Below are 21,523 nucleotides of genomic sequence, written 5' to 3' on the forward strand. Positions count from 1 at the left end.
ATGACGGTTGATTTTTCGCCCTTTATTCCCTGGCCGGTTCTTGCGGCGCTCGCGGCCGTCGTCGCGGTTGTCGCGGTCTTCGCCATCTGGCGCGGCATCCGCGGCGCCTGGATCCGCGCGCTCGCCGCCCTCGCATTGCTGGCAGCGCTCGCAAATCCGCTACTCATGCAGGAAGATCGCGAGCAGCTTTCGACGGTCGTTCCCGTCATCGTCGATCGGAGCCAGAGTCAGCAGACGCCGGAACGTATCAAGATGACCGACGAGGCGCTGGCGCAGTTGAAGGATCGCCTCTCTCGTTTCCCGAATATTGAGCCGCGCTATGTCGATGCGACCGAGCCTGAAAATTCCGATGCGCCCTCCACACGCCTCTTTTCCGCCCTTTCGGCCGCCGTTGCCGACGTACCTCCAGCGCGCATCGGCGGCGCGATCATGCTGACGGATGGTGAAGTGCATGATGCGCCGGGCGTCAATCAGGCGCTCGGCTTTGACGCGCCGGTCCACGGCCTGATCACCGGCAAGGCCAACGAATTTGACCGCCGCGTCGAGGTGATCAAGGCGCCGCGCTTCGGCATCGTCAATGAAGAGCAGCAACTGGTCCTGCGCGTCTTCGACGACGGCCCGAGCCCGGGCACCACGGCCGATGTGACTGTGAAGCTGAACGGCGACGTGATCGCCGCGCTCCAGGCGACACCGGGGCAGGATACGCCGTTTTCCTTTAAGGTTCCGCGCGGCGGCAGCAATGTGCTGGAATTCTCGGTGGCCGGGCTGCCTGGCGAAGTGACGGAGGCAAACAACCGCGCCGTTCATGTCATCGATGGCATCCGCGAAAACCTGCGCGTGCTTTTGGTCTCCGGCGAGCCGCATGCCGGCGAGCGCGCCTGGCGCAATCTCCTGAAGTCCGACGCCTCGGTCGATCTCGTCCATTTCACCATTCTGCGCCCCCCTGAAAAGCAGGACGGCACGCCGATCAACGAGCTTTCGCTGATCGCCTTCCCGACACGCGAGCTGTTCGTCGACAAGATCAAAGACTTCGACCTGATCATCTTCGACCGTTACCAGCACCGCGGCGTGCTGCCGATCCTCTACTATGACTACATTGCACAATATGTCGAAAACGGCGGTGCGCTGCTGATTGCCGCAGGTCCCGAGCATGCCGGCCAGGATTCGATCGCACTGACGCCGCTTTCGGCCGTTCTCCCTGCCGAGCCGACCGGCCAGATGATCGACAAGGCCTTCTATCCCCGCCTCTCCGAGGAGGGCCGCAAGCATCCCGTCACCCGCGGCCTCGACGGCTCCGCTGACGAGCCGCCGCATTGGGGCCGCTGGTTCCGCAGCGTCGATGTCGCGTCTCCGCATGGCCAGACGGTCATGGTTGGCGCAGACAATCATCCGCTGCTGCTTTTGAACCGTGCCGGCCAGGGGCGCGTCGCCATGCTGCTCTCCGACCAGGGCTGGCTCTGGGCCCGCGGCTTCGAGGGCGGCGGCCCGCACGTCTCGCTCTACCGCCGCATCGCCCATTGGCTGATGAAGGAACCGGCGCTGGAGGAAGAAGCGCTGACGGCGCGCGCCTCCGGCCGCACACTGGAGGTAACCCGCCAGACGATCGGCGACAATCCGGGCGAGGCCACAGTCCGATATCCATCAGGCAAGACGGAAAATCTGCCGCTGAACCAGTCCGAACCCGGTCTCTTCAAGGCCGAGAAGAAGATGGACGAGATCGGCCTCTTCGAAATCCGCAACGGCGACCTGACGACGCTCGTTCATGTCGGCGCCGTCGATGCGCCCGAATTCAAGGCGATGATTTCGACGACGGATGTGCTGAAGCCGATTTCCGGCAAGACACGCGGCCTTGTCACCCGCGTTTCAGATACCAATGGAGCGATCGAAGTTCCGCCGATCCTGCCGGTTCGCGGCCAGGTTCGCGTCGCCGACAATGCCCGCATGCAGATCAAGTTGACGAACGAGACCGTGCTGAAGGGGATCAATACCCTGCCGCTCTTTGCCGGTTTTGCCGGCGTCGGCGTGCTGCTGCTCGCCTTCGGCGCCATGTGGTGGCGTGAAGGACGATGAGTCTCGCTTAGGCGAGCGAGACCCGCCGCGTTTCCGCATCGATCGCAAGCGCGGCGATGGCAGCCACCACCAGCAGCGCTGCAAATAGCCCGATGGCGATGCCGAGGCCCAGCGACACGACGAATGCCATTAGCGATGGTGCGGCAAGCCCGCCGAGCCGAGCCATGGCGCCTGCGGTCCCCATCCCGGTGGCGCGCGATGCCGTCGGGTAGAGCTCGGGCGTATAGGCGTAAAGCGCGCCCCAAGTGCCGAGCAGCGCGAAGCTCATGATCAGCAGCGATGCCCCGATCAGCACGTCGTTCGGCGAAAGCACGAAGAGCAGGCATCCCGCCGCCGAAAGCAGGCAGAAGCCGATCAGCGTTGGCCGCCGTCCCCATTTCTCGACACCGTAGGCCGCGAGCGCGTAGCCCGGTATCTGGGCGAGCGCCACGAAGACGAGAAAGCCATAGCCGCGCACGAAACCGAAGCCCTCGCCGGCAAGCCTTGCAGGCATCCAGGTGAACACGCCGTAATAGGAGACCGAAACGAGAAACCATATCGCCAGGATCATCAGACTGCGGCGGCGAAGCGAGGCGGAGAAGATGCCCTCTGAAGGCGCATGCGGGGCCGGCACAATCTGATCGGCGGCGGCAAGCTCCGGCCTGCCGTTGCGTTTCAGCATGCGGTTGACGATCGCCTTGGCGTCTTCGGCACGGCCTGTCCGCAACAGATAGAGCGGCGATTCCGGCACGAAGAAGCGTAGCCCGATGCCGAAGATGGCGGGCAGCGCCGTCACGGCAAAGATGTAGCGCCACGCATCGGCAACGCCGGCGACGCTTGCGGCCCATGCGGCAAGCGCAACGATCAACGTGCCGACCGCCCAGAACCCCTCGAGCACGACGAGCCAACGGCCTCGGTTCTTTGCGGGCAAAAATTCCGCCATCATCGCATAGTCGACCGGCAAGGTGCCGCCAACAGCCATCCCCGTTAAGAAGCGCAGAACGAGCAGGCTGGTGAAATCCGGAGCGAAGATCGAAAGCGTACCGAACAAGGCGTCACAGGCGACCGTCAGGATCAGCACGGAGCGTCGGCCCACCCTGTCGGCGAGCCGGCCGAAGACGACGGCGCCGATCAGCATGCCGAGGAAGAAAAGCGTTCCGGTCTGCAGTGCTTGCGGCACCGTCATCTGGAACGTGGCGGCGATCGAAGCGGCCGTGAACCCGACGGCTAGCACCTGCATGGCGTCGGCCGCCCAGACAAGCCCGAAAATCGCCATCAGCCGCCGCTGAAATGCGCCCGTCCCGGCGCGATCCAGCGCCTCGTCCATTGAAATTCCGCTCATGCCGCCCTCCGCCAAGCTGCCGAAACCTCGCGCAAAGTGAGGTCAGGGAAAATCAGCGATAGAACATATGAACTATGCACGCCAGCCGATTATACCCTTGAGACGCTGATGCGCATCTTCGGCAAACGAAACGACCAGAACGCGGGCGGGATCGACTGGCCCTGGAAAGGCGAGCGCGTTGTAGGCGACCTTCTCGAAGCCGAGCGGGCAATAATACGGCGGATCGCCGACAAGGATGACAGCCTCGGAGCCCTTGCGCCTTGCCGCCTCCACCGCGATCCGCACGAGCTCGCGGCCGATGCCCATATTCTTGTGCGTTGGCCGGACGGCAAGTGGCCCGAGCAGGTGCCCTTTAACATCGCCCGCCATGACCGGCGTCATCCTGACCGAGGCGATCGTTTCGCCGTCATCGGTACAGATGAAGGAGAGCGACAGATCGTGCGGCCCCTGCTCGCGGATGCGCGCAGCCGCACGGGTGTGCCGGCCAGGGCCGAATGCTTCTTCGTTGATGTGTTCGATAGCCGCGTCGTGAGACGCATCCTCGGTGAGGTAGACCAGATCGTGCTTGTGCATGATGAGACAGAAACCGGATAGACGGAAGTGATGATTTTCGAGTACGCGCTTAGGCGTTCGGAAGCATCAGCGTCGTCGCAGATTTCTGGATGCGTAAAACAAATCGGGTTCCTGAGAAAATGTGAAACGGCCGATAGCAGGAAAAATTTCCCTCGTCCAACGCAAAGTGACGCGACCGAAAAAACATTTGTGACGCACTGTTCAGTCTTTGCACCCCTGCAAAGATCGGCCGCGTGCAATATGTTTCTGCCAACGGCGAATTTGAAGGAAGCGCACAATGGGCATGCTGGTTGACGGCGTCTGGCAGAACGTCGGGTACGATACGAAAAAAACGAAGGGCCACTTCAAGCGCGCGGCCTCTCAGTTCCGCAACTGGATCACGGCCACTGGAGAGGCAGGACCGACGGGCACCGGCGGCTTCAAGGCCGAGGCTGACCGCTATCATCTCTATGTCTCGCTCGCCTGCCCCTGGGCACACCGCACGCTCATTTTCCGCAAACTGAAGGAGCTCGATGACATCATCTCCGTGTCCGTCGTCGATCCGCTGATGGCCGAGAAAGGCTGGGAATTCAAAGTCGGCGACGGCGCGACCGGCGATCACCTTTACGGTGCAAGGACCCTCTTCGAGATCTACGTGAAGGCCGATTCGCACTATTCCGGCCGCGTCACCGTTCCCGTGCTCTGGGACAAGAAGACCGGTACGATCGTCAATAATGAATCGGCCGAGATCATCCGCATGTTCAACAGCGCCTTCGACGGGCTGACCGATTCGAAGACGGATTTCTATCCCGCCGCTCTCCGCGCCGATATCGATGCGCTAAATACGATCGTCTACGACACCGTCAACAACGGCGTCTACAAGGCAGGCTTTGCAACGACGCAGGAAGCCTACGAAGAGAATGTCGTGAAGATTTTCGAAACGCTGGACATGCTGGAGGAGCGTCTCGGCAAAAGTCGCTATCTCTTCGGCGACCGGCTGACGGAAGCCGACTGGCGGCTGTTCACGACGCTGGCGCGCTTCGATGCAGTCTATGTCGGCCACTTCAAGTGCAACATCCGCCGCATCGAAGACTACAAGAACCTCTCGGGCTACCTGCGCGATCTTTACCAGACGCCGGGCGTCAAGGAGACGGTGAATTTGCGCCACATCAAGGAGCACTATTACCGCAGCCACAGGACGATCAATCCGACGGGCGTGGTCCCGGTCGGCCCGGCTCTCGATCTCGACCGCCTGCACGGCCGCGCCAAGCTTGCCGCTGCCGCGTGAATCCTACCAGAAGTGAGCGGCTGGCTCTTCGCCGCTCAACTCCCTCAGCCTGCGCCTCGTCGCTTCAGTCGTGCCGTCCGGCAGACCGTCGAGCGCGAAGAAGCCGCATTCGACAATTTCGCGATCCGGCTTGCGCGGCGCGGTCTGCTCGACCTCGGCGCGGTAGAAGACCACATGATCGCGCCGGCTCGCCGATGCGTTGAAATAGACATGGAAGAGCTGCGGCCTGCCGATGATCTTGAGGTTGCCCTCCTCGCGCAGTTCCTTGATCAGCGCTTCCTCTGCCGTCTCGTTGCGCTCCAGCCCGCCGCCAGGCATATGCCAGCCGGGAAGGTAGCTGTGGCGGACCAGAAAAATCCGCCCCGACGAATCGAAACAGGCCGCCCGCACGCCCATGGTCATGCCGCGCGCGAGGGCGAAATAGCCATGCACGATCCGCATCAGCAGCTTGGATTGCCAGGGCCTGATTTCCTTGATCGTCATGGGTCTGTTTTCACTATTTCGTTCAATCGGATGTGTTTGATTTGTAAATATCCTGGTCTATGTGTCGTAGCATGTTCAAGCTCGCGCATATCTCGGATATCCACCTCGGCCCACTTCCCAATCTTTCATTCCGCGAGCTTTTCTCGAAGCGCATTACCGGCTTTGTGAACTGGCACCGCCACAGGCGCAAGCATCTTTTCGGCGGCACGCTAGATCTGCTCCTGGAGGATATCCGTGCGCGCCATGCGGACCACCTGGCCGTGACCGGCGACTTGGTGAATCTCGCAAGCGGCATTGAGATCCGCTCCGCCGCCGCCTGGCTTCGCGCGCTCGGGGAACCGGCGGAAACCTCCGTGGTTCCCGGCAATCACGACGCCTATGTGCCCGGCGCCTACGAGAAATCCATGCGCGCCTGGTATGACTATGTGCGCGGCGACCTCGCCCCAGCCGAATGGGAGGAAGACAAGCACATCTTTCCCTATCTCCGCGTCCGCGGCAAAGTCGCGCTCGTCGGCTGCTCGACGGCCGTCGCCACGCCACCATTTGCCGCCAGCGGCTTCTTCAGCCAGCGGCAGGCCCGCGAGACCGTCAACATGCTCCGCGCGGCCGGTGAAGCCGGCCTCTTTCGCGTCGTCATGATCCACCACCCGCCGATCCGCGGCGCGACCGCTTTCTACAAGCGGATGATCGGCATCCGCCGCTTTGCCGCCGTCGTCTCGACCGGCGGCGCAGAACTCGTGCTCCACGGCCATACGCATCTCAATACGCTCCACTGGCTGCGCGGCCAGACCGGTCCCGTGCCTGTGGTCGGCATTGCTTCCGCCTCGCAGGGACCAGGTGGCTTGAAGCCCCGTGCCGCCTATAATCTCTTCAGCATCGACGGTTCGCCCGGCGCCTGGGAACTGAGGGGCGAACGCTTCAGCTTGAACGACATGGGCGATGGCGTTTCGTCGGAAAGTGTCGACATTTTCAAGCTTTAGACGGAAAAGCGGAATCTTTTTCGCCGCTTTTTGAATCACTTTCTGAAGCCGCTACGATTTTCCCCAGGGCAATGCTTAAGCCCTTGGTATTTCCAAATCCCGCTGTACAATCCGGCCGCAATCGCCGCCGATCAGGGAACAAGCCATGCGCGCCGCAGCAAACCGCATCTGCCGGCTCATCCTCGCCTTCGGCCTTGCGGCCGGGCTCTCGGCACCGGCCTTCGCCGTCGGTGACGAAAGCGACGAGACAGGCCCGCCTCCGAAGACCGAAACCACGACCAAATGCGCCGACGGCAAGGTGTGGGACAAGAAGAGGAAGGAATGCGTCGCGCCGAAGAAGAGCAGCTTTAACGACGACGACCTCTACGAGGCAGCGCGCGAATTCGCCTATGCCGGCCAATATGAAAATGCCATCACCGTCTTGAACCTCGCCAGGAACAAGAACGATCCGCGCATCCTGAACTATCTCGGCTATGCAAACCGCAAGGCGGGCCGGATGGAACTTGGAATGTCCTATTACCGCAAGGCGCTGCAAGCCGACGAGAATTATATTCTCGCACGATCATACATGGGCCAGGCCCTGGCCGAAGAAGGTGACATCCAGGGTGCCCGCGTCCAGCTCGTCGAAATTCGCGACCGCGGCGGCGAAAACACCTGGGCTTATCGGGCGCTATTGCAGAGCCTGAACGGCTACCGGACCTATTGAAACGGGGGCCGCTCCGGCGACCAAGAGAGAAACCTTTGGGAATTCTTCGACCGCGCCGTCTTCTTCTTGCGCGGCAGTGCAAAATTGTTCCATAAAGGTCACTTCCACGATATAAAAAGCTTGGCCCACATCGGGTGCTTCGCCCGAACACATTCATGAAATGAGACTATGCGTCAGCCTGTAACGACCATCGATATCCGACGCGACCTGGTGGGCCTGCTCCCGCGGCTGCGGCGCTTCGCGATGACGCTTGCCGGCGATGCGGCGGCTGCCGACGATCTGGTGCAGGCGGTCTGTCAGCGTGCGGTGGCAAAGAGCCACCAGTGGAGCGGCGAAGGCCGGCTCGAAAGCTGGATTTACACACTCGCCCGCCAACAGTGGAGCGACGATGGCCGCAGACGCAAGGCGCGACCGGCTTCCAAGAGCAACGTCACGGATATCCGCGACGCGGCGCGCGACCGCGCAGCCGTCGCCGATACCGATGCCGTACACCGCATGCTCGCCGAAATGCCTGAAGGCATTTCGAGCGTCTTCCTGCTCGTCGCTGTCGAAGGACATACCTATCAGCAGACCGCCGACATCATGGGCATATCGGCCGGCAGCGTGCCCGCGCAGCTTGCCGCGGCGCGGCTGCACTTCGCAAGCCTCGCCGACGATCATCCTCACAGGTACTGAACTTTGCCCGATTTCAAAAAACTATCGCTTGACGCCCAGCTGACCGCCCTTCTCGACGGCGAAACGACGCCGGAACAGAAGCATGAGCTGGAGCAGCGCCTCGCCAACGACGAAGGTGCGCGCCGGCTTTACGACAAGCTGCGTCACGGCGCCGATTTCGGCCGCCGCCGTCTGGACGATATTCTTAAGGAGCCGGTTCCGCTGGCACTCGTGCGCTCGATCAAGAGCGTCCAGCCGCCCAAGGCGCCGATCGCGCCGCGAACCACCCGCCCGTCGATGAAGCTCGCGCCGAGCGGCACGCAGGCGCTGGCCGCAGCGATCATCCTTTTTATCGTCGGCTGCGGCATCGGCTATCTCGCCGGCACGAGCCCCGGCACTCCCACGGGCAATGGCACGACGCAGATCGTGGACGACAATGCCAGCAGCAAGAACTGGCTGAACGACATCACCGCCTACCAGCGCCTGATGATCCGCCAGCCGCGGCATATCGTCGAGGTGCCCTCTACCCAGGCCGAGGAGATTTCCAACTGGCTGACGTCCACGGTCGGCGTCGCCTTCCGCGTGCCTGACTTGTCTACCGACGGCTGGGCCTTCCAGGGCGCCCGCGTGCTACTTGGCGACGGAAAGCCGGTCGGCCAGCTGGTCTATACGAGCACGGACGGCGATCTCATCTCCATCTGCTTCCGCAAGGATGCCCAGCCGCCCGAGTCCGAGGATTTCAAGGAAACGATCAGGGACGAAATCGGCCTGATCACCTGGCACAATGCCGGCACCTCCTACGTTCTGGCCGGACCTTCCGCCGAAGCCTCGCTCAGCCAGATCGCCATGGAAGTCGCAACCGCGATCTGAGCCTTACGGGACCAGCACGACCTTGCCGCTGACGCCCCGGCTTTCGATGGCGCGATGCGCATCGGCAGCTTTGTCCAGCGGAAAACTCGCGCCCTTTGCGACGATCAGCGCGCCGGAGACGGCAAGCGAAAACAGCGCGGAGAGATCGTCCGCCAGCGTTTCAGATAACAGCGGCAGCAGCGCAAATCCCTTGAGCGTCTGGTTCTTCTCGAACATGGAATTCAGGTCGGCAACCTCAAGCCGAAAGCGGCCCAGTGCAGCAAAGACAAGCTCTCCGCCCGGCGCAAGCGCTACAAGGGAGGCACGTGTCACCTCGCCACCGATCGTATCGTAGATCAGATCGACGGGCGCCTTCTCACGGAGGGTCTCCTGCCAGCCCTCGGCTGTATAGTCGATCGCCGCATCCGCGCCCAGCGTGCGGGAGAGCGACCTCTTCTTCTCGCTGCTTGCCGTCGCGATGACCCGTCCGGCGCCCTCACGCTTCGCCAATTGCACCAGCAGCGAGCCAACGCCCCCGGCCGCCGCGTGGACAAGAACGGTTTTGTCCCGTGGCGGCGCCTGACGCACCATATGCAGCACCGTCAGCCCCTGCACCATCAGCGCAACCGCCGCCTCGAAGGACAACACGTCGGGGATCGAGATCACTGACGCACCCGGCACGGCGACGTACTCCGCATAACCCTCACCCCGCCCGAGCGCGAAAAGCGGAACGGCAACGCGCGCACCGATGACAGCGGAATCAACTCCCTCGCCTATCGCCTCGACAACACCCGCGACTTCAACACCCGGGATCATCGGCAATTGCGGCGTCACTGCATACCGGTTGGCGCGCATCAGCACTTCGAAGAAGTTGACGCCTGCAGTACGGACCCGAACGAGCACCTCCCCTTCGCGCGGCATTGCTTTCGGCACCTCGACGACCTTGAGAACCTCAGGGGGACCGAAATGGTCGAAGCGGACGGCTTTCATGGGCAGACCTCACGTTTGAATGGCGTAGGCAGCGCTTTATCAGTAAGCTCGGCGGCAGGAATAGACACCCTTTCGTGCCATACCCACCAGGAAGTGACCATGGCTGAACTCATCAAGAGACTGCCCAAATTGCCCGTCGAACGCGCCGTAAAGGTGATCGCCGGGCGCTGGAAACCGGTTATCCTCTACTACGTTTTCTGCGGCCCGAAGCGCCTTTCGGAGCTGAAACGCATGATGCCGGAGATCACGCAGAAGGTGCTGATCCAGCAGCTACGCGAAATGGAGGAACATGGTCTGGTAAGGCGCGAGGTGTTTGCCGAAGTTCCCGCGCGCGTCGAATATACCGCGACGGAGCTCGGGCTTGGGCTTGAACCGGTGCTGCTGGCGCTCTGCCAATGGGGCCAGCGCCACGCCGAGGCGCAGAATGAAATCGCCGACATTGCCGACTGCATCGTCCGCCCGCGCAAGCCATCTTTCGCCGCCTGAGGGGCGAAACGCGCAGCCGGCGGCGCCCGCTGCGCAATCTCGATCAGTTCTTCCCGGCTCTCACATCCAGCACGCGGTTGGCCGCCGAGACGATCGCTTCGAGCGAGGCGCCTACGATATTGGTGCTGATGCCGGCACCGAAGAGTTTGCCGCCGGGATAGGCGGTCTCGACGTAGGAGATGGCCGCCGCATTCGAGCCGTGCTGCAGGGAGTGCTCGGAGTAGTCTTCGACCGACATCTCGATGCCGAGATAGTGCGAGAGCGCGTTGATGAAGCCGTCGATGGGGCCGTTGCCGCGGCCTTCGATACGCTTCGTCTCGCCATTGTCGATGATCTCAGCGGCGACGACACGCACGCCCTTGCTCTCTGGATCGGCGAAGGTGTGATGATCGACGAACTTGATGCGGCCCTCGGGTTGCGTCACGTAGCGCTCGATGAAGCGGTCGTAGATGCGGCGCGACGGCAGTTCCTTGCCTTCTTCGTCGGTGATGCGCTGGATGTCCTCGCGGAACTCGACCTGGAGATTGCGCGGCAGATTGAGCCCGTAGTCCTGCTGCAGGATATAGGCGATGCCGCCCTTGCCGGACTGCGAGTTGATGCGGATGATCGCCTCGTAGGAGCGGCCGACATCCTGCGGGTCGATCGGCAGATAGGGCACTTCCCACACCGGATGGTTGGCGACCTTGATCGCCTTCATACCCTTGTTGATCGCATCCTGATGCGAGCCGGAAAAGGCCGTATAGACCAGTTCGCCGACATAAGGGTGGCGCTCGCCGATCGTCATCTGGTTCGAATATTCGAAGACGCTCTTGATGCGCTCGATATCGGAGCAGTCGATTTCCGGATCGACGCCCTGCGTGAACATATTGAGCGCCATCGTCACCACATCGACATTGCCCGTGCGCTCGCCGTTGCCGAAGAGCGTGCCCTCGACGCGGTCGGCGCCTGCCAGCAGACCGAGCTCGGCTGCCGCAATACCGGTGCCGCGGTCGTTATGCGGATGCAGCGAGACGATCAGGTTCTCGCGATTGTCGAGATTGCGGCACATCCATTCGATCTGGTCGGCATAGACGTTCGGCGTCGCCATCTCGACGGTGGACGGCAGGTTGATGATCAGCTTGTTGTCCGCCGTCGGCTTCATCACGTCGATGACGGCATTGCAGATTTCCAGCGCCACTTCGAGCTCGGTACCGGTGAAGCTTTCCGGCGAGTATTCGAAGCGGTAGCCGCCGCCGGCTTTCGCCGCCATGTCGGTGATCATCTTCGCCGCATCGACGGCGATCTGCTTGATACCCGGCACGTCCTTGGCAAAAACCACGCGGCGCTGCAGCTCGCTCGTCGAGTTGTAGAAATGCACGATCGGCTTGTTGGCACCCTGCAGCGCCTCGAAGGTACGGGTAATCAGCTCAGGGCGGCACTGAACCAAGACCTGCAGCGAAACGTCGTCCGCCACATTTCCTTCCTCGATGCACCAGCGCGCAAAGTCGAAGTCCGTTTGCGAGGCGGAGGGAAAGCCGATCTCGATTTCCTTGAAGCCCATGTCGAGCAGCAGCTGGAACATGCGAGCCTTGCGGTCATGGCCCATCGGGTCCACCAGCGCCTGATTGCCGTCGCGAAGGTCGACAGAGCACCAGACCGGCGCCTTGCTGATCGTCTTCGTGGGCCAGGTGCGGTCGGGAATGTTCACCTGCGGGTACGGGCGGTATTTCACGCCTGCGGATGGCATGCCTTTTGCGGGATTTTGCGTCTTCGCGTCCATTGTCTTCTTCCTCGTCCCGGCAATTTGCCCCGCGTCTTAGCCCATCATGGCGGGCTTGGCGACAGCAAATGCGGACCTTGTTGGTCTATGTTGAATTCAGGGAATTCGTCGCGAGGAGCGATAGGGCCAGCGGGCTTTCGGCCGCCGGGCGCTCCTCAAAGGACCCGGCAACCGCGTGTAAGGCCGAGGAGAAGAAGCGACGTCAGGGCGCGCGTGTTGTCACGCAGGGCAACGCGGCCGCGGACAATAGTGTCGGAAATCTTTGCGCCAGTGGTCTTCATGCCCGCGCTTATAGCTGCCGAACAAAAAAACGGCAACCCCCCCTATGTTCTTGCCGCCTGCACGAAACGCGACAGCGCCAGCATCAACCCGCCGGCCACGAGCCCCCAGAACGCTCCGGAAATGCCGGCGAAGGAAACGCCCGATGCCGTCACCAGAAAGGTGATCGCCGCAGCCTCGCGCGATTCCGGCGCCTGAAAGGCGGCCATCGCCGATCCGGAGAAGGCGCCGACGAGGGCCAGCCCTGCGACCGCCTGAATCAGGATCGGCGGCGCCAAAGCCACAAAGGCTGTCACGACGCCGGCAAGCAGTCCGAACACCACATAGCCGGCGCCGGAGATCAGCGCCGCCCAATAACGTCGCTTCGGATCTGCATGCGCGTCCTGCCCCGCACACATCGCCGCCGTGATCGCCGCCAGATTGACGGCATGGCCGCCGAAGGGCGCGGAAAGACCCGAAAAGAAGCCGGTGACGGCAAAGAGCGGCCCCGGCTTCGGATCATAAAGATTGACCTTCAGCACCGCGATGCCCGGAATGTTCTGCGATGCCATGGTGACGATGAAGAGCGGAAGCGCGACCGAAACGAGGCCCGCAAGATTGAACACCGGACGGACGATCTCGATTGTCGGCACAAGCGACCGCCCGATCGAGGCCAGCGCTTCGTCCGGAATGTCGATGCCGAATGTCAGTACCAGCACGAAGGCGCCGAGGGCGGCAGGCACTGCCCAGAGCCGCCTGAAGGCGCCGACGACGATCCAGGCGAGAATGATGGGCAGCCCGAGCAGCGGATTGAAGGCGATCGCCTTTACCGGCGCAAAGCAGAGGCCGAGCAGCACGCCGGCAAGCATGGCATTGGCAAGCGGCGCCGGGATCGCGGCGACCGCGCGGCCAAGCGGCTTGAAGAGGCCGGCGACGACGATCAGCACCGCGCAGATCAGAAAGGCACCGACGGCGGCATTGAACCCACCCTCGATCGCCCCGGTGCTCGCAAGAAGTGCTGCGCCCGGCGTCGACCAGGCAATGCTGACTGGAAGCCGTGTTACCGCGCTCAGCACGATGCCGCAGATGCCCATCGAGATCGAAAGCGCCATAAGACCGGAGGCCGCCTGCCCATCCGTTGCGCCCACTGCCTGCAATCCTTGCAGCACGACGGCGAAGGAACTGGCAAAGCCGACAAAGGCTGTGAGGACGCCCATGAACAGGGCCTGGAGGGAAAAGTCTTTGAGCATGGCGGGTCTCGGATGACTGGAAAAGTTGCATGGAGCCCCAACGAATGGAGTCGCGCAAGTCCAGATGCCCGCCTTATGGTTCCCTCGTCTCCCCTCAGGGAGAAAGTACTCGTGAGGGAAAGGTCGGGGCCGGCCTAGCCGGGCGATCGATCCTTGAGATCGATGCAAACACCAGCTGCTTACCAAGAAAAAAGGGGCAACGCTTGCCGCGCCGCCCCCTCATTCGAGCCTTCAGCCCGCCTTCTCCCCACCGGGGCGAAGTGAAATCAAATCTCGCTCTGCGACGTTACGATCCGCGAAACCAGGCCGTAAGCCTTGGCTTCTTCTGCCGAAAGCCAGTAGTCGCGGTCAGTGTCGGCGGCGATCTTCTCGATCGACTGGCCAGTGGCGGCCGCCATGATCTTGTTCAGACGCTCGTTCATCTTGATGATCTCGCGTGCCTGGATCTCGATGTCGGAGGCCATGCCACGCGTGCCGCCGGACGGCTGGTGCAGCAGGAAGCGCGTGTTCGGCAGGCAAAGACGCCGTTCCTTCGGTACCGCGACGTAAATCAGCGCGCCGGCCGAGGCGACCCAGCCGGTGCCGATCATCCAGACCTTTGGTTTGATGAATTTGACCATGTCATGGATCGAATCGCCGGATTCGACGTGACCACCGGGCGAACTGACATAGATACGGATGTCCTCGTCGCTGGCTGCGGCAAGCGCCACAAGCTGCGAGCAGACCTTCTGGGCGATTTCCTGGTTGATCGGCCCGTAGATGAAGATCGAACGCGACTTGAAAAGATTCGCCTCCGTTTCCTTGCCGAGCGGCAGCTCCTTCGTCTTGTCGTCGTCTTGTTCTTCGTCGTTCATTCGAACCTCTCTTACTTCCAAATCGGGTTCCTCGCACATAGTGCGACTCAATGGGTAAAACAATGCGGGAAAAAGACAAGGCACGGAACGGGTGAAGATATTCTTATGACAAACCGGCGATATGCTCGCATTCTGCCGGAGAGTTCGAAAGCGGAGGCGAAAATCACATCGGAAATGCTGCGCGCGGCTGTCCGCAACAATGCGCTGTGGTGCAATGCCGTCTGTCAGGCACAAGGCGTGTCCGGCGAATTTTCCGCAACCGTCTGGCTTCACCGCCAGGGCACGCCGCGCTTTTATCCGGACGTCATAACGCTGACGGGCGCTGATAGCGCACGCGAGCAGGAGGAAGCGATCGCTGTGCTGATCCGCTCGCGAAAAGGCGGCTGGGGCGTCAAGGACAGCTACGCCGCGCTCACCCTTACTCCTCTCGGTTTCGAAATCTTGTTCGAGGCCGAATGGATCGGCATCGAGGCGGCGGTTGAGATTCATGCGCCGAAAGAGCAGTCCCTGACATGGAAGCGGATCACAACGGCGGTTGAACTCGAGCTTTGGGAAAGAGCCTGGGGCGCCGGCGAACCGCCGCAGACAACGCCGATCTTCGCTGAACCGCTGCTGCGCAATGCGGATATCGCCTTTCTTGCCGCCTTCGAGAGCGAAGCGCTCTGCGGCGGCGGCATTCTCAATCGCCAGTCGGATGTGGTCGGCCATTCGAATGTCTTTGCCATCAAAAAGAGCGACCGCGCCGTCCGCGCCGGGCTGGTGCAGAAGGCGGCCGAGATCTTTCCCGGCATGCCGATCGTCGGCTACGAGCACGGCGAGGATTTGAGCGATGCGCTGGAGCTTGGCTTTACGTCGCTCGGCCCGCTGCGCGTCTGGGTCCGGTCCTGAGCGCCTTACCGAAATGTAATGCGCCGCGGCTTTGAAAAGCCAAAATCCGTTCCTACCTCATCCTCAGGCGGCCATGTCCGCACGAAAGACACAAGGAGGAGCTATGTCACCGGAAGAACGCCAATTGCTGGCCGGCCTCTTCGACAGGATCCGCACCGCCGCTGCGACACCGCGCGACCGCGAAGCGGAGGCCTTCATCGATCAGGGCGTGCGCGAGCAGCCCTATACGACCTATTATCTGGCGCAGGCCGTCATCGTTCAGGAAAAGGGTCTTGAAGCGGCCGCCAACCACATCAAGGAACTGGAAGAGCGCATCCGCCAGCTCGAGGCCGGCGAAAGCCAACATCACCAGGCCGAACAGGGCGGCGGTTTTTTGAGCTCGATCTTCGGCACCGGCCAGGCGCAGCAGCCGGCACCGACCTCGGATCCCTGGGGCAATGCGCCGCGCCAGACCATCCATCAAGATCGCGGTTACGACGAACCCGTCCGCCCGATGCGACAGCAGCCGAGCGGCCCGTGGGACCCGCAACCCGGCGCACCGTCTGCTGGCGGCAGCTTCCTTCGCGGAGCGCTCGGCACCGCCGCCGGCGTGGCGGGCGGCATGCTGCTTGCCAATTCGTTGAGCGGCATCTTCGGCAATCATATGTCGTCGCTCGGCTGGGGCTCGCCTTTTTCCGGCAGCAACCCTTCTGGCAATGCCGGCGCCCCCGCCGAGGAGACCGTCATCAACAACTACGATGGCGATCAGAACCCCCAGGTTGCCGATGACAACAATAATAATGACATCCGGCAGGCCGACTACAGCAGCGACGACAACAATGATGACGACGTCGCTAGCGATCAGTCCGGCGACGACAGTTTCGATGTCTGATCGATCGGCCTAAGCCTCAGCCGCGGCCGCGATAGGTCGCGACACCTTGGTCGGGCAGCCACACGCCTTCCGGCGGCTTGCCTGTCTGCCAGAAGACGTCGATCGGAATACCGCCGCGCGGATACCAATAGGCGCCGATCCGTAGCCACTTCGGATCGAGCAGTTCGACGATCCGCTTGGCGATATAGATCGAGCAATCCTCATGGAAGGCGCCGTGGTTGCGGAAGGAATGCAGGAAGAGCTTCAGCGACTTCGACTCCACCAGCCATTCGTTCGGAATGTAATCGATAACGATATGGGCGAAATCCGGCTGGCCGGTCATCGGGCAGAGCGAGGTGAATTCCGGCGCGGTGAAGCGCACCACGTAGTCGGTGCCCGCATGGTTCGACGGCACCCTCTCCAGCACCGCCTCTTCCGGCGACTTGGCTGTTTCGGTCTCTTTCCCCAGCATCGACAGGCTGGAAACATCGGTTTTCGGCATTAGACGTCCTTTACGACTTTGACGCGGATCCCATGGGCCCTTTCGCCCTCGGGCTCGACGTGAATGGCAATGCTGGCGCCCGGATGCACCACGCGGATGGCATCTTCAAGGCAGTCGCAGATATCGTGCGCCTGCCTTACCGGCATTGCGGCCGGAACCACGAGATGAAAATCGACGAAGGTGACGGACCCCGCCCGGCGGGTCTTCAGGTCGTGAACGCCGATCGAGCCCGCCGCATGCGTGGCGATCGCCTGCTTGATCGCCTCCTCTTCCTCCGGTTCCACCGCCTGGTCCATCAGCCCACCGATCGAATGCGAGATCACCTTCCAGCCCTGATAGAGGATGTTGACGGCAACCAGGATCGCAAGCACCGGGTCGAAGATCGGATAGCCGGTTGCGATCGCGAGAAACAGGCCGATCAGCACGCCGACGGACGTCACGACGTCCGACATGATATGCTGGCCGTCGGCGGCGAGCGCCGCCGAGCGGTGTTTCCGGCCAGTCCGGATCAGCAGCTGCGCCCAGACGGCGTTGATCACGCCCGCCGCGAAATTGATCGCGAGGCCGAGCGCAGGCGCGTCAAGCATGCGCGGCGCCGCCAGATGGCCGATCGCCTCCTTGACGATCAAAAGCGCGGCGACCACGATGAGCGCGCCTTCGGTCACCGCCGAGAGATACTCGGCCTTTTGGTGCCCGAACGGATGGTCGTGATCGGCCGGCTTCTGGGCGTAGCGAATGACGAAATAGGCAATGAAGGCGGCAACGACATTGACGGTCGACTCAAGACCGTCCGAAAGCAGCGCGACCGAGCCGGTGACCCACCACGCTGCCATCTTCAGTCCCATGACACCGAGCGACAGCGGAATGCCCCAAAGCGCCAGCCGCTGAACCGCGAGATTGCCTTGTCCGTCCATATCGATCACCCTGCCAGCCTCAGTGCGGATGCGAATGAATTGCAGCATTTGGCCCATTCAAACGCAAAACCGCCCGCGCGAAAATCGCGCAGGCGGCCAATGCGGGTGATATGGGGGATTATCGGTATTTTGTCAAATTGGGACGCCTGCGGTATCGATTGACGAAAATTGCATAACACGTTATATAACTGCAATTGCATAACACGTTATATAACTGCTGATTGATTACGGAGGTTTCCTGTGGTTGACGACGTCGTGCGAACCCTCGGTTTTCTGTGCATGGGCAGCCGTTTCCGCCGCATCGGGGAGCGTCTGCAGGCCGATACCCAGCAGATCATCGAAGAATACGGCATCGCCATACAGGCTGCCCAGTATCCCTTTCTCGCAGCACTCGATCGCGCCGGCCCTTTGACGATCGGCGAGCTTGCGCAGGCGGTCGGCATCACGCAGCCGGGTGCCACCCGGACAGTAAGCCAGTTGCTGGAATTGGGCTTGGTCGACATGCAGGCAGCACCCGACGACCAGCGGCGGCGATTGATCTCGCTTTCCCGGAAGGGACAGGAACTCGTCGACTACTCGAAACAATCGGTGTGGCCGCGGATTTCGGCGGCAGTCGCCGATCTTTGCGGCGATCTGAACGGACCGATCCTCGCGCAGCTCGCCGCCATCGAGGACGGTCTTACCGAAGCTGCCCTCGCCCGCCGCGCCGCGAAGGAGGAAACGACATGAGACATATTCTCGACCGTCCGATCTGGAGCGCGCTCGACACCGCGCATGCGAGCCTCGCCGAAGGCAACGAGAGAGCCCGGCCATACCCGCCGTCCATCGTTCCTTTCGCAGCCTCGGCGGATGAGACGCCGGAAAGTCTTGAGGCATTGGAAAACCTCCCGGAAGCCGACGAAACGATGCTGCTTGTCGAAGCCGGCCCGATCGCCATTCCACGAGGGTTGGCTGCTGTTTCCGAGGCTTTAGCCGTCCAGATGATCGCCGAACGGCGGCATGAGAGGATCACGGATTCACGTATACAGCCGCTGAGCGAGGCCGACGCCGAGGAGATGCTGGCGCTTGCGACCTTGACCAAGCCCGGTCCATTCACGCGGCGGGCGCAGAGCCTCGGCACCTTCTGGGGGATCAAGGCTGAAGGCAGGCTCATCGCCATGGCCGGCCAGCGGCTGCGGCAGACCGGCTTTGCGGAACTCAGCGGGCTTTGCACGCATCCGCAATTCCAGCGGCGCGGACTTGGAACGTTGCTCTTTCGTTTTGTCGCCGGCGAGATCGCCGCGCGGGGCGAAACGGCGTATCTGCATTCCTATGCAAACAATACGCCGGCAATCGGCCTCTATAGGTCGCTCGGCTTCAGGCTGCGGTCCGACATGAACCTGCGCGTCGTCAAACGCCGAGCATAAACGGCCGATCCACGGCAGCGAACCGGCCGAAGTGCGGGCGTTCGCTCAAGCCGCCTTCGTCTTCGCCCTGCGCGCCAGATGCGCCACCACGTTCTCGATCATCCGCATGCCGGCGTCGCCGCCGAGCGTCATGATTGATTCCGGGTGGAACTGGACGGCGGCGATCGGCTCCTTCGCATGCTCGATGCCCATGATCGTGCCGTCCTCGCTTTCCGCCGTGATGATGAAATCGCGCGGCAGGGTCGAGGGATCGGCGAAGATCGAGTGATAGCGGCCGACCGTCACCTCTCTGGCGAGGCCCGAGAAGACGATGCCCGGCTCCAGCACCCGGATGCGCGACGGCTTGCCGTGCATCGGCAACGCCAGATGGCGCAACTCGCCGCCATCGGCTTCGGCGAGCGCCTGTAGGCCGAGGCAGACGCCGAAGATCGGCAGGTTACGGGCGCGCGCCCTCTTGATCGTCGCCTTGCAATCGAAATCCTTCGGATTGCCAGGTCCCGGCGACAAGACGACGAGGTCCGGGTTCAGCCGGTCGAAAATCTCCTCCGGCACCGGCGTGCGCACGGTCGAAACCGTCGCTCCGGTCTGGCGGAAGTAATTGGCCAAGGTGTGGACGAAGCTGTCTTCATGGTCGATCAAGAGGATGTTGACGCCCTTGCCGACGGCGGCAACGTCGCGCTGGATCTTGCCGGCGTTGCCGGTCTTGGCATCGCGGATGGCAGAAAGCATAGCGGAGGCCTTCAGTTCGGTTTCGGCCTCTTCTTCGTGCGGGTCGGAATCGTTGAGAAGGGTCGCCCCTGCCCTGACTTCGGCGATGCCGTCCTTGATGCGCACGGTGCGCAGCGTCAGCCCGGTGTTCATGTCACCGTTGAAGCCGACCATGCCGATCGCCCCACCATACCACGCGCGCGGGCTCTTCTCATGGCTTTCGATGAAGCGCATCGCCCAGAGCTTCGGCGCACCGGTGACGGTGACGGCCCAGGCATGCGACAGGAAGCCGTCGAAGGCATCCATGTCATCACGCAAACGCCCCTCGATATGGTCGACGGTGTGGATGAGGCGCGAATACATCTCGATCTGCCGGCGGCCGATGACCTTGACCGAACCCGGCTCGCAGACGCGGCTCTTGTCGTTGCGGTCGACGTCCGAGCACATCGTCAGCTCGGATTCGTCCTTCTTGGAGTTGAGCAGCTTCAGTATCTGTTCGCTGTCGGCGATCGGGTCGTCGCCCCGCTTGATCGTGCCGGAGATCGGGCAGGTCTCGATGCGGCGGCCCGAAACGCGCACGAACATTTCCGGCGAGGCGCCGACCAGATATTCCTGGTTTCCGAGGTTGATGAAGAAGGAATAGGGCGACGGATTGATCGCCTTCAACCGCTTGGAAATATCCGAAGGCTTGCTGTCGCAGCGCTCCATGAATTTCTGCCCCGGCACGACCTCGAAGAGATCGCCCTTGCGGAAGCTTTCCTTCGCCTTGACGACGAGTTCGGCATATTCGCCCGGCCGATGATCGCTCTTCGGCGGAATGGCGTCCGTCTGCTTGAAGGGCTCGGGCGCGATCTCGCCCTTCTTGCCCTCCGTCGTGAGGCCGTCTTTGGCGAAATCATAGCGGTCGATCCAGGCCTTGGCGGAATAATTGTCGACGACAAGGATTTCGTCCGGCAGGTAGAGCACCATGTCGCGCTGATCGGAAGGGCGCGTGAGCTTCAGGTTGATCGCATCGAACTGGAAGGCGAGATCGTAGCCGAAGGCGCCATAAAGGCCGAGGCTGGCGTCAGCCTGCGAATAAAAGAGGTCGGTGACCGAGCGCAGAACGGTGAAGACCGTCGGCATCTTCGAGCGTTCTTCTTCGGTGAAAACGCGATCGGGCATCTTCACCTTGAGATCGAGGCGGCGCGCGGTGGCAGCACCAAGCTCCAGCTCGGCAACGGTCTTGAGCCGCTCCGTCACGAAGCCGAGCAGCACTTCGCCGCGCTCGTTATAGGCTTCGATCCAGAGGTCGCGCCCGAAAGAGGAGATGCCGAGCGGCGGATCGACGACGGCCGTGTCCCAGCGTGTGTAACGACCCGGATATTCGTAGTTGGAGGAAAAGACCGCGCCGCGACGCTCATCGAGCTTGTCGACATAGGAGACCACCGCATCGGCATAGGGGATCGCCCTGCGCTGCCGGGTAACGGTAACGCCGCCCCTCGTCTCGTAGATTTCCGCACCATCGTCCCGAAGGATCGTTACCATTGTTCCACTCCGTTATCGGGGCCCGGACGACAGGCGGCCTTAAAAAACAAAAAAAGCCGCCTCGAAGTCTCGGGCGGCTCACTCGTCGTCTTTGAACACGATCGGTCGAGGCCGCCTCAGCGAGCCCACCACCAAACAGCAATGTTCAACGACGTCTTCATGGGAGGATTGTTAGCGTGAGATTGGGGCAGGCGCAAGAGCGGTTTTAAGCGGGTTCGCTTTCGCCGG

21 protein-coding genes and 1 pseudogene are annotated in these 21,523 nt (G+C 62.2%); 11 read left to right on the forward strand and 11 right to left on the reverse strand.

Translation table 11 applies throughout. From position 1 onward, the window contains the following. Complete coding sequence (locus QA644_RS12345; RefSeq protein ID WP_283068699.1) at positions 1-2,070, forward strand: hypothetical protein; 2,070 nt, start codon at positions 1-3, stop codon at positions 2,068-2,070. Positions 2,071-2,077: 7 nt separating this feature from the next. Here QA644_RS12345 and QA644_RS12350 read toward each other — a convergent pair whose 3' ends face one another. Together QA644_RS12350 and QA644_RS12355 are read right to left on the reverse strand one after the other, a co-directional pair. Then, positions 2,078-3,391, reverse strand: coding sequence for an MFS transporter (locus tag QA644_RS12350; protein WP_283068700.1), 1,314 nt, complete (start codon positions 3,389-3,391; stop codon positions 2,078-2,080). A 72-nt stretch (positions 3,392-3,463) separates the two neighbouring features. Further along, complete coding sequence (locus tag QA644_RS12355) at positions 3,464-3,964, reverse strand: N-acetyltransferase (protein WP_194727597.1); 501 nt, start codon at positions 3,962-3,964, stop codon at positions 3,464-3,466. A 277-nt stretch (positions 3,965-4,241) separates the two neighbouring features. On the opposite strand from QA644_RS12355, the gene QA644_RS12360 reads away from it, so the two are divergent. After that, positions 4,242-5,231, forward strand: coding sequence for a glutathione S-transferase family protein (locus tag QA644_RS12360; RefSeq protein WP_283068702.1), 990 nt, complete (start codon positions 4,242-4,244; stop codon positions 5,229-5,231). A gap of 3 nt (positions 5,232-5,234) precedes the next feature. On the opposite strand, the gene QA644_RS12365 is transcribed toward QA644_RS12360, so the two are convergent. After that, positions 5,235-5,714 carry an NUDIX domain-containing protein gene (locus tag QA644_RS12365; RefSeq protein ID WP_246763188.1) on the reverse strand — a complete coding sequence of 160 codons (480 nt, stop codon included), beginning with the start codon at positions 5,712-5,714 and terminating at the stop codon, positions 5,235-5,237. Positions 5,715-5,773: 59 nt separating this feature from the next. Here QA644_RS12365 and QA644_RS12370 point away from each other — a divergent pair, with 59 nt between their 5' ends. The 4 genes from QA644_RS12370 (at position 5,774) to QA644_RS12385 (ending at position 8,924) form a co-directional block, all read left to right on the forward strand. Then, on the forward strand, positions 5,774-6,694 hold the full coding sequence (locus QA644_RS12370) for a metallophosphoesterase (protein WP_335727755.1): 921 nt from the start codon (positions 5,774-5,776) through the stop codon (positions 6,692-6,694). Positions 6,695-6,839: 145 nt separating this feature from the next. Beyond that, positions 6,840-7,400 carry a hypothetical protein gene (locus tag QA644_RS12375; protein WP_074069067.1) on the forward strand — a complete coding sequence of 187 codons (561 nt, stop codon included), beginning with the start codon at positions 6,840-6,842 and terminating at the stop codon, positions 7,398-7,400. Between the two features lie 168 nt (positions 7,401-7,568). After that, positions 7,569-8,075, forward strand: a complete 507-nt coding sequence (locus QA644_RS12380; RefSeq protein WP_283068704.1) for an RNA polymerase sigma factor — start codon at positions 7,569-7,571, stop codon at positions 8,073-8,075. Between the two features lie 3 nt (positions 8,076-8,078). Beyond that, entirely contained in the window at positions 8,079-8,924 is an 846-nt protein-coding gene (locus QA644_RS12385) for an anti-sigma factor (RefSeq protein WP_239598018.1), read from the forward strand. 3 nt (positions 8,925-8,927) lie between these two features. On the opposite strand, the gene QA644_RS12390 is transcribed toward QA644_RS12385, so the two are convergent. Beyond that, positions 8,928-9,893 carry a zinc-binding dehydrogenase gene (locus QA644_RS12390; RefSeq protein WP_283068706.1) on the reverse strand — a complete coding sequence of 322 codons (966 nt, stop codon included), beginning with the start codon at positions 9,891-9,893 and terminating at the stop codon, positions 8,928-8,930. Positions 9,894-9,898: 5 nt separating this feature from the next. Between QA644_RS12390 and QA644_RS12395 the strand changes: the two are divergent. After that, positions 9,899-10,379, forward strand: a pseudogene (locus QA644_RS12395) (helix-turn-helix domain-containing protein); the annotation flags it as partial. A gap of 43 nt (positions 10,380-10,422) precedes the next feature. Here QA644_RS12395 and leuA read toward each other — a convergent pair. The 4 genes from leuA to QA644_RS12415 form a co-directional block, all read right to left on the reverse strand. After that, on the reverse strand, positions 10,423-12,138 hold the full coding sequence (leuA, locus tag QA644_RS12400) for a 2-isopropylmalate synthase (RefSeq protein WP_283068710.1): 1,716 nt from the start codon (positions 12,136-12,138) through the stop codon (positions 10,423-10,425). Positions 12,139-12,293: 155 nt separating this feature from the next. After that, positions 12,294-12,419, reverse strand: a complete 126-nt coding sequence (locus QA644_RS12405; protein ID WP_283068712.1) for a hypothetical protein — start codon at positions 12,417-12,419, stop codon at positions 12,294-12,296. Between the two features lie 42 nt (positions 12,420-12,461). Further along, on the reverse strand, positions 12,462-13,646 hold the full coding sequence (locus QA644_RS12410) for a benzoate/H(+) symporter BenE family transporter (protein WP_074069073.1): 1,185 nt from the start codon (positions 13,644-13,646) through the stop codon (positions 12,462-12,464). Between the two features lie 266 nt (positions 13,647-13,912). Next, positions 13,913-14,500, reverse strand: a complete 588-nt coding sequence (locus QA644_RS12415) for an ATP-dependent Clp protease proteolytic subunit (protein WP_039845507.1) — start codon at positions 14,498-14,500, stop codon at positions 13,913-13,915. A 105-nt stretch (positions 14,501-14,605) separates the two neighbouring features. On the opposite strand from QA644_RS12415, the gene QA644_RS12420 reads away from it, so the two are divergent. Both QA644_RS12420 and QA644_RS12425 read left to right on the forward strand, forming a co-directional pair. Continuing rightward, positions 14,606-15,388: a hypothetical protein gene (locus QA644_RS12420; protein ID WP_283068714.1), complete on the forward strand. Its 783-nt coding sequence runs from the start codon at positions 14,606-14,608 to the stop codon at positions 15,386-15,388. Positions 15,389-15,491: 103 nt separating this feature from the next. Continuing rightward, complete coding sequence (locus QA644_RS12425; protein ID WP_283068715.1) at positions 15,492-16,259, forward strand: DUF2076 domain-containing protein; 768 nt, start codon at positions 15,492-15,494, stop codon at positions 16,257-16,259. Positions 16,260-16,275: 16 nt separating this feature from the next. On the opposite strand, the gene queF is transcribed toward QA644_RS12425, so the two are convergent. Both queF and emfA read right to left on the reverse strand, forming a co-directional pair. Continuing rightward, complete coding sequence (queF, locus tag QA644_RS12430) at positions 16,276-16,740, reverse strand: preQ(1) synthase (protein WP_074069075.1); 465 nt, start codon at positions 16,738-16,740, stop codon at positions 16,276-16,278. After that, entirely contained in the window at positions 16,740-17,654 is a 915-nt protein-coding gene (emfA, locus tag QA644_RS12435; RefSeq protein WP_283072376.1) for a CDF family cation efflux transporter EmfA, read from the reverse strand. The genes queF and emfA overlap by 1 nt, the downstream gene beginning before the upstream one ends. Before the next feature lie 240 nt (positions 17,655-17,894). Between emfA and QA644_RS12440 the strand changes: the two genes are divergently transcribed. Both QA644_RS12440 and QA644_RS12445 read left to right on the forward strand, forming a co-directional pair. Next, the gene (locus QA644_RS12440; RefSeq protein WP_074069076.1) at positions 17,895-18,383 is read left to right on the forward strand and encodes a MarR family transcriptional regulator; all 489 of its coding nucleotides are present in this window, start codon (positions 17,895-17,897) and stop codon (positions 18,381-18,383) included. Next, complete coding sequence (locus tag QA644_RS12445; RefSeq protein ID WP_283068717.1) at positions 18,380-19,060, forward strand: GNAT family N-acetyltransferase; 681 nt, start codon at positions 18,380-18,382, stop codon at positions 19,058-19,060. Before QA644_RS12440 ends, QA644_RS12445 begins: the two co-directional genes overlap by 4 nt. Positions 19,061-19,105: 45 nt before the next feature. Here QA644_RS12445 and QA644_RS12450 read toward each other — a convergent pair whose 3' ends face one another. Then, the gene (locus tag QA644_RS12450) at positions 19,106-21,295 is read right to left on the reverse strand and encodes an anthranilate synthase (RefSeq protein WP_283068719.1); all 2,190 of its coding nucleotides are present in this window, start codon (positions 21,293-21,295) and stop codon (positions 19,106-19,108) included. Positions 21,296-21,523 lie beyond the last annotated feature (228 nt).

The sequence above is a fragment of the Rhizobium sp. CC1099 genome (assembly GCF_029714385.1).
Taxonomy (GTDB): domain Bacteria; phylum Pseudomonadota; class Alphaproteobacteria; order Rhizobiales; family Rhizobiaceae; genus Rhizobium.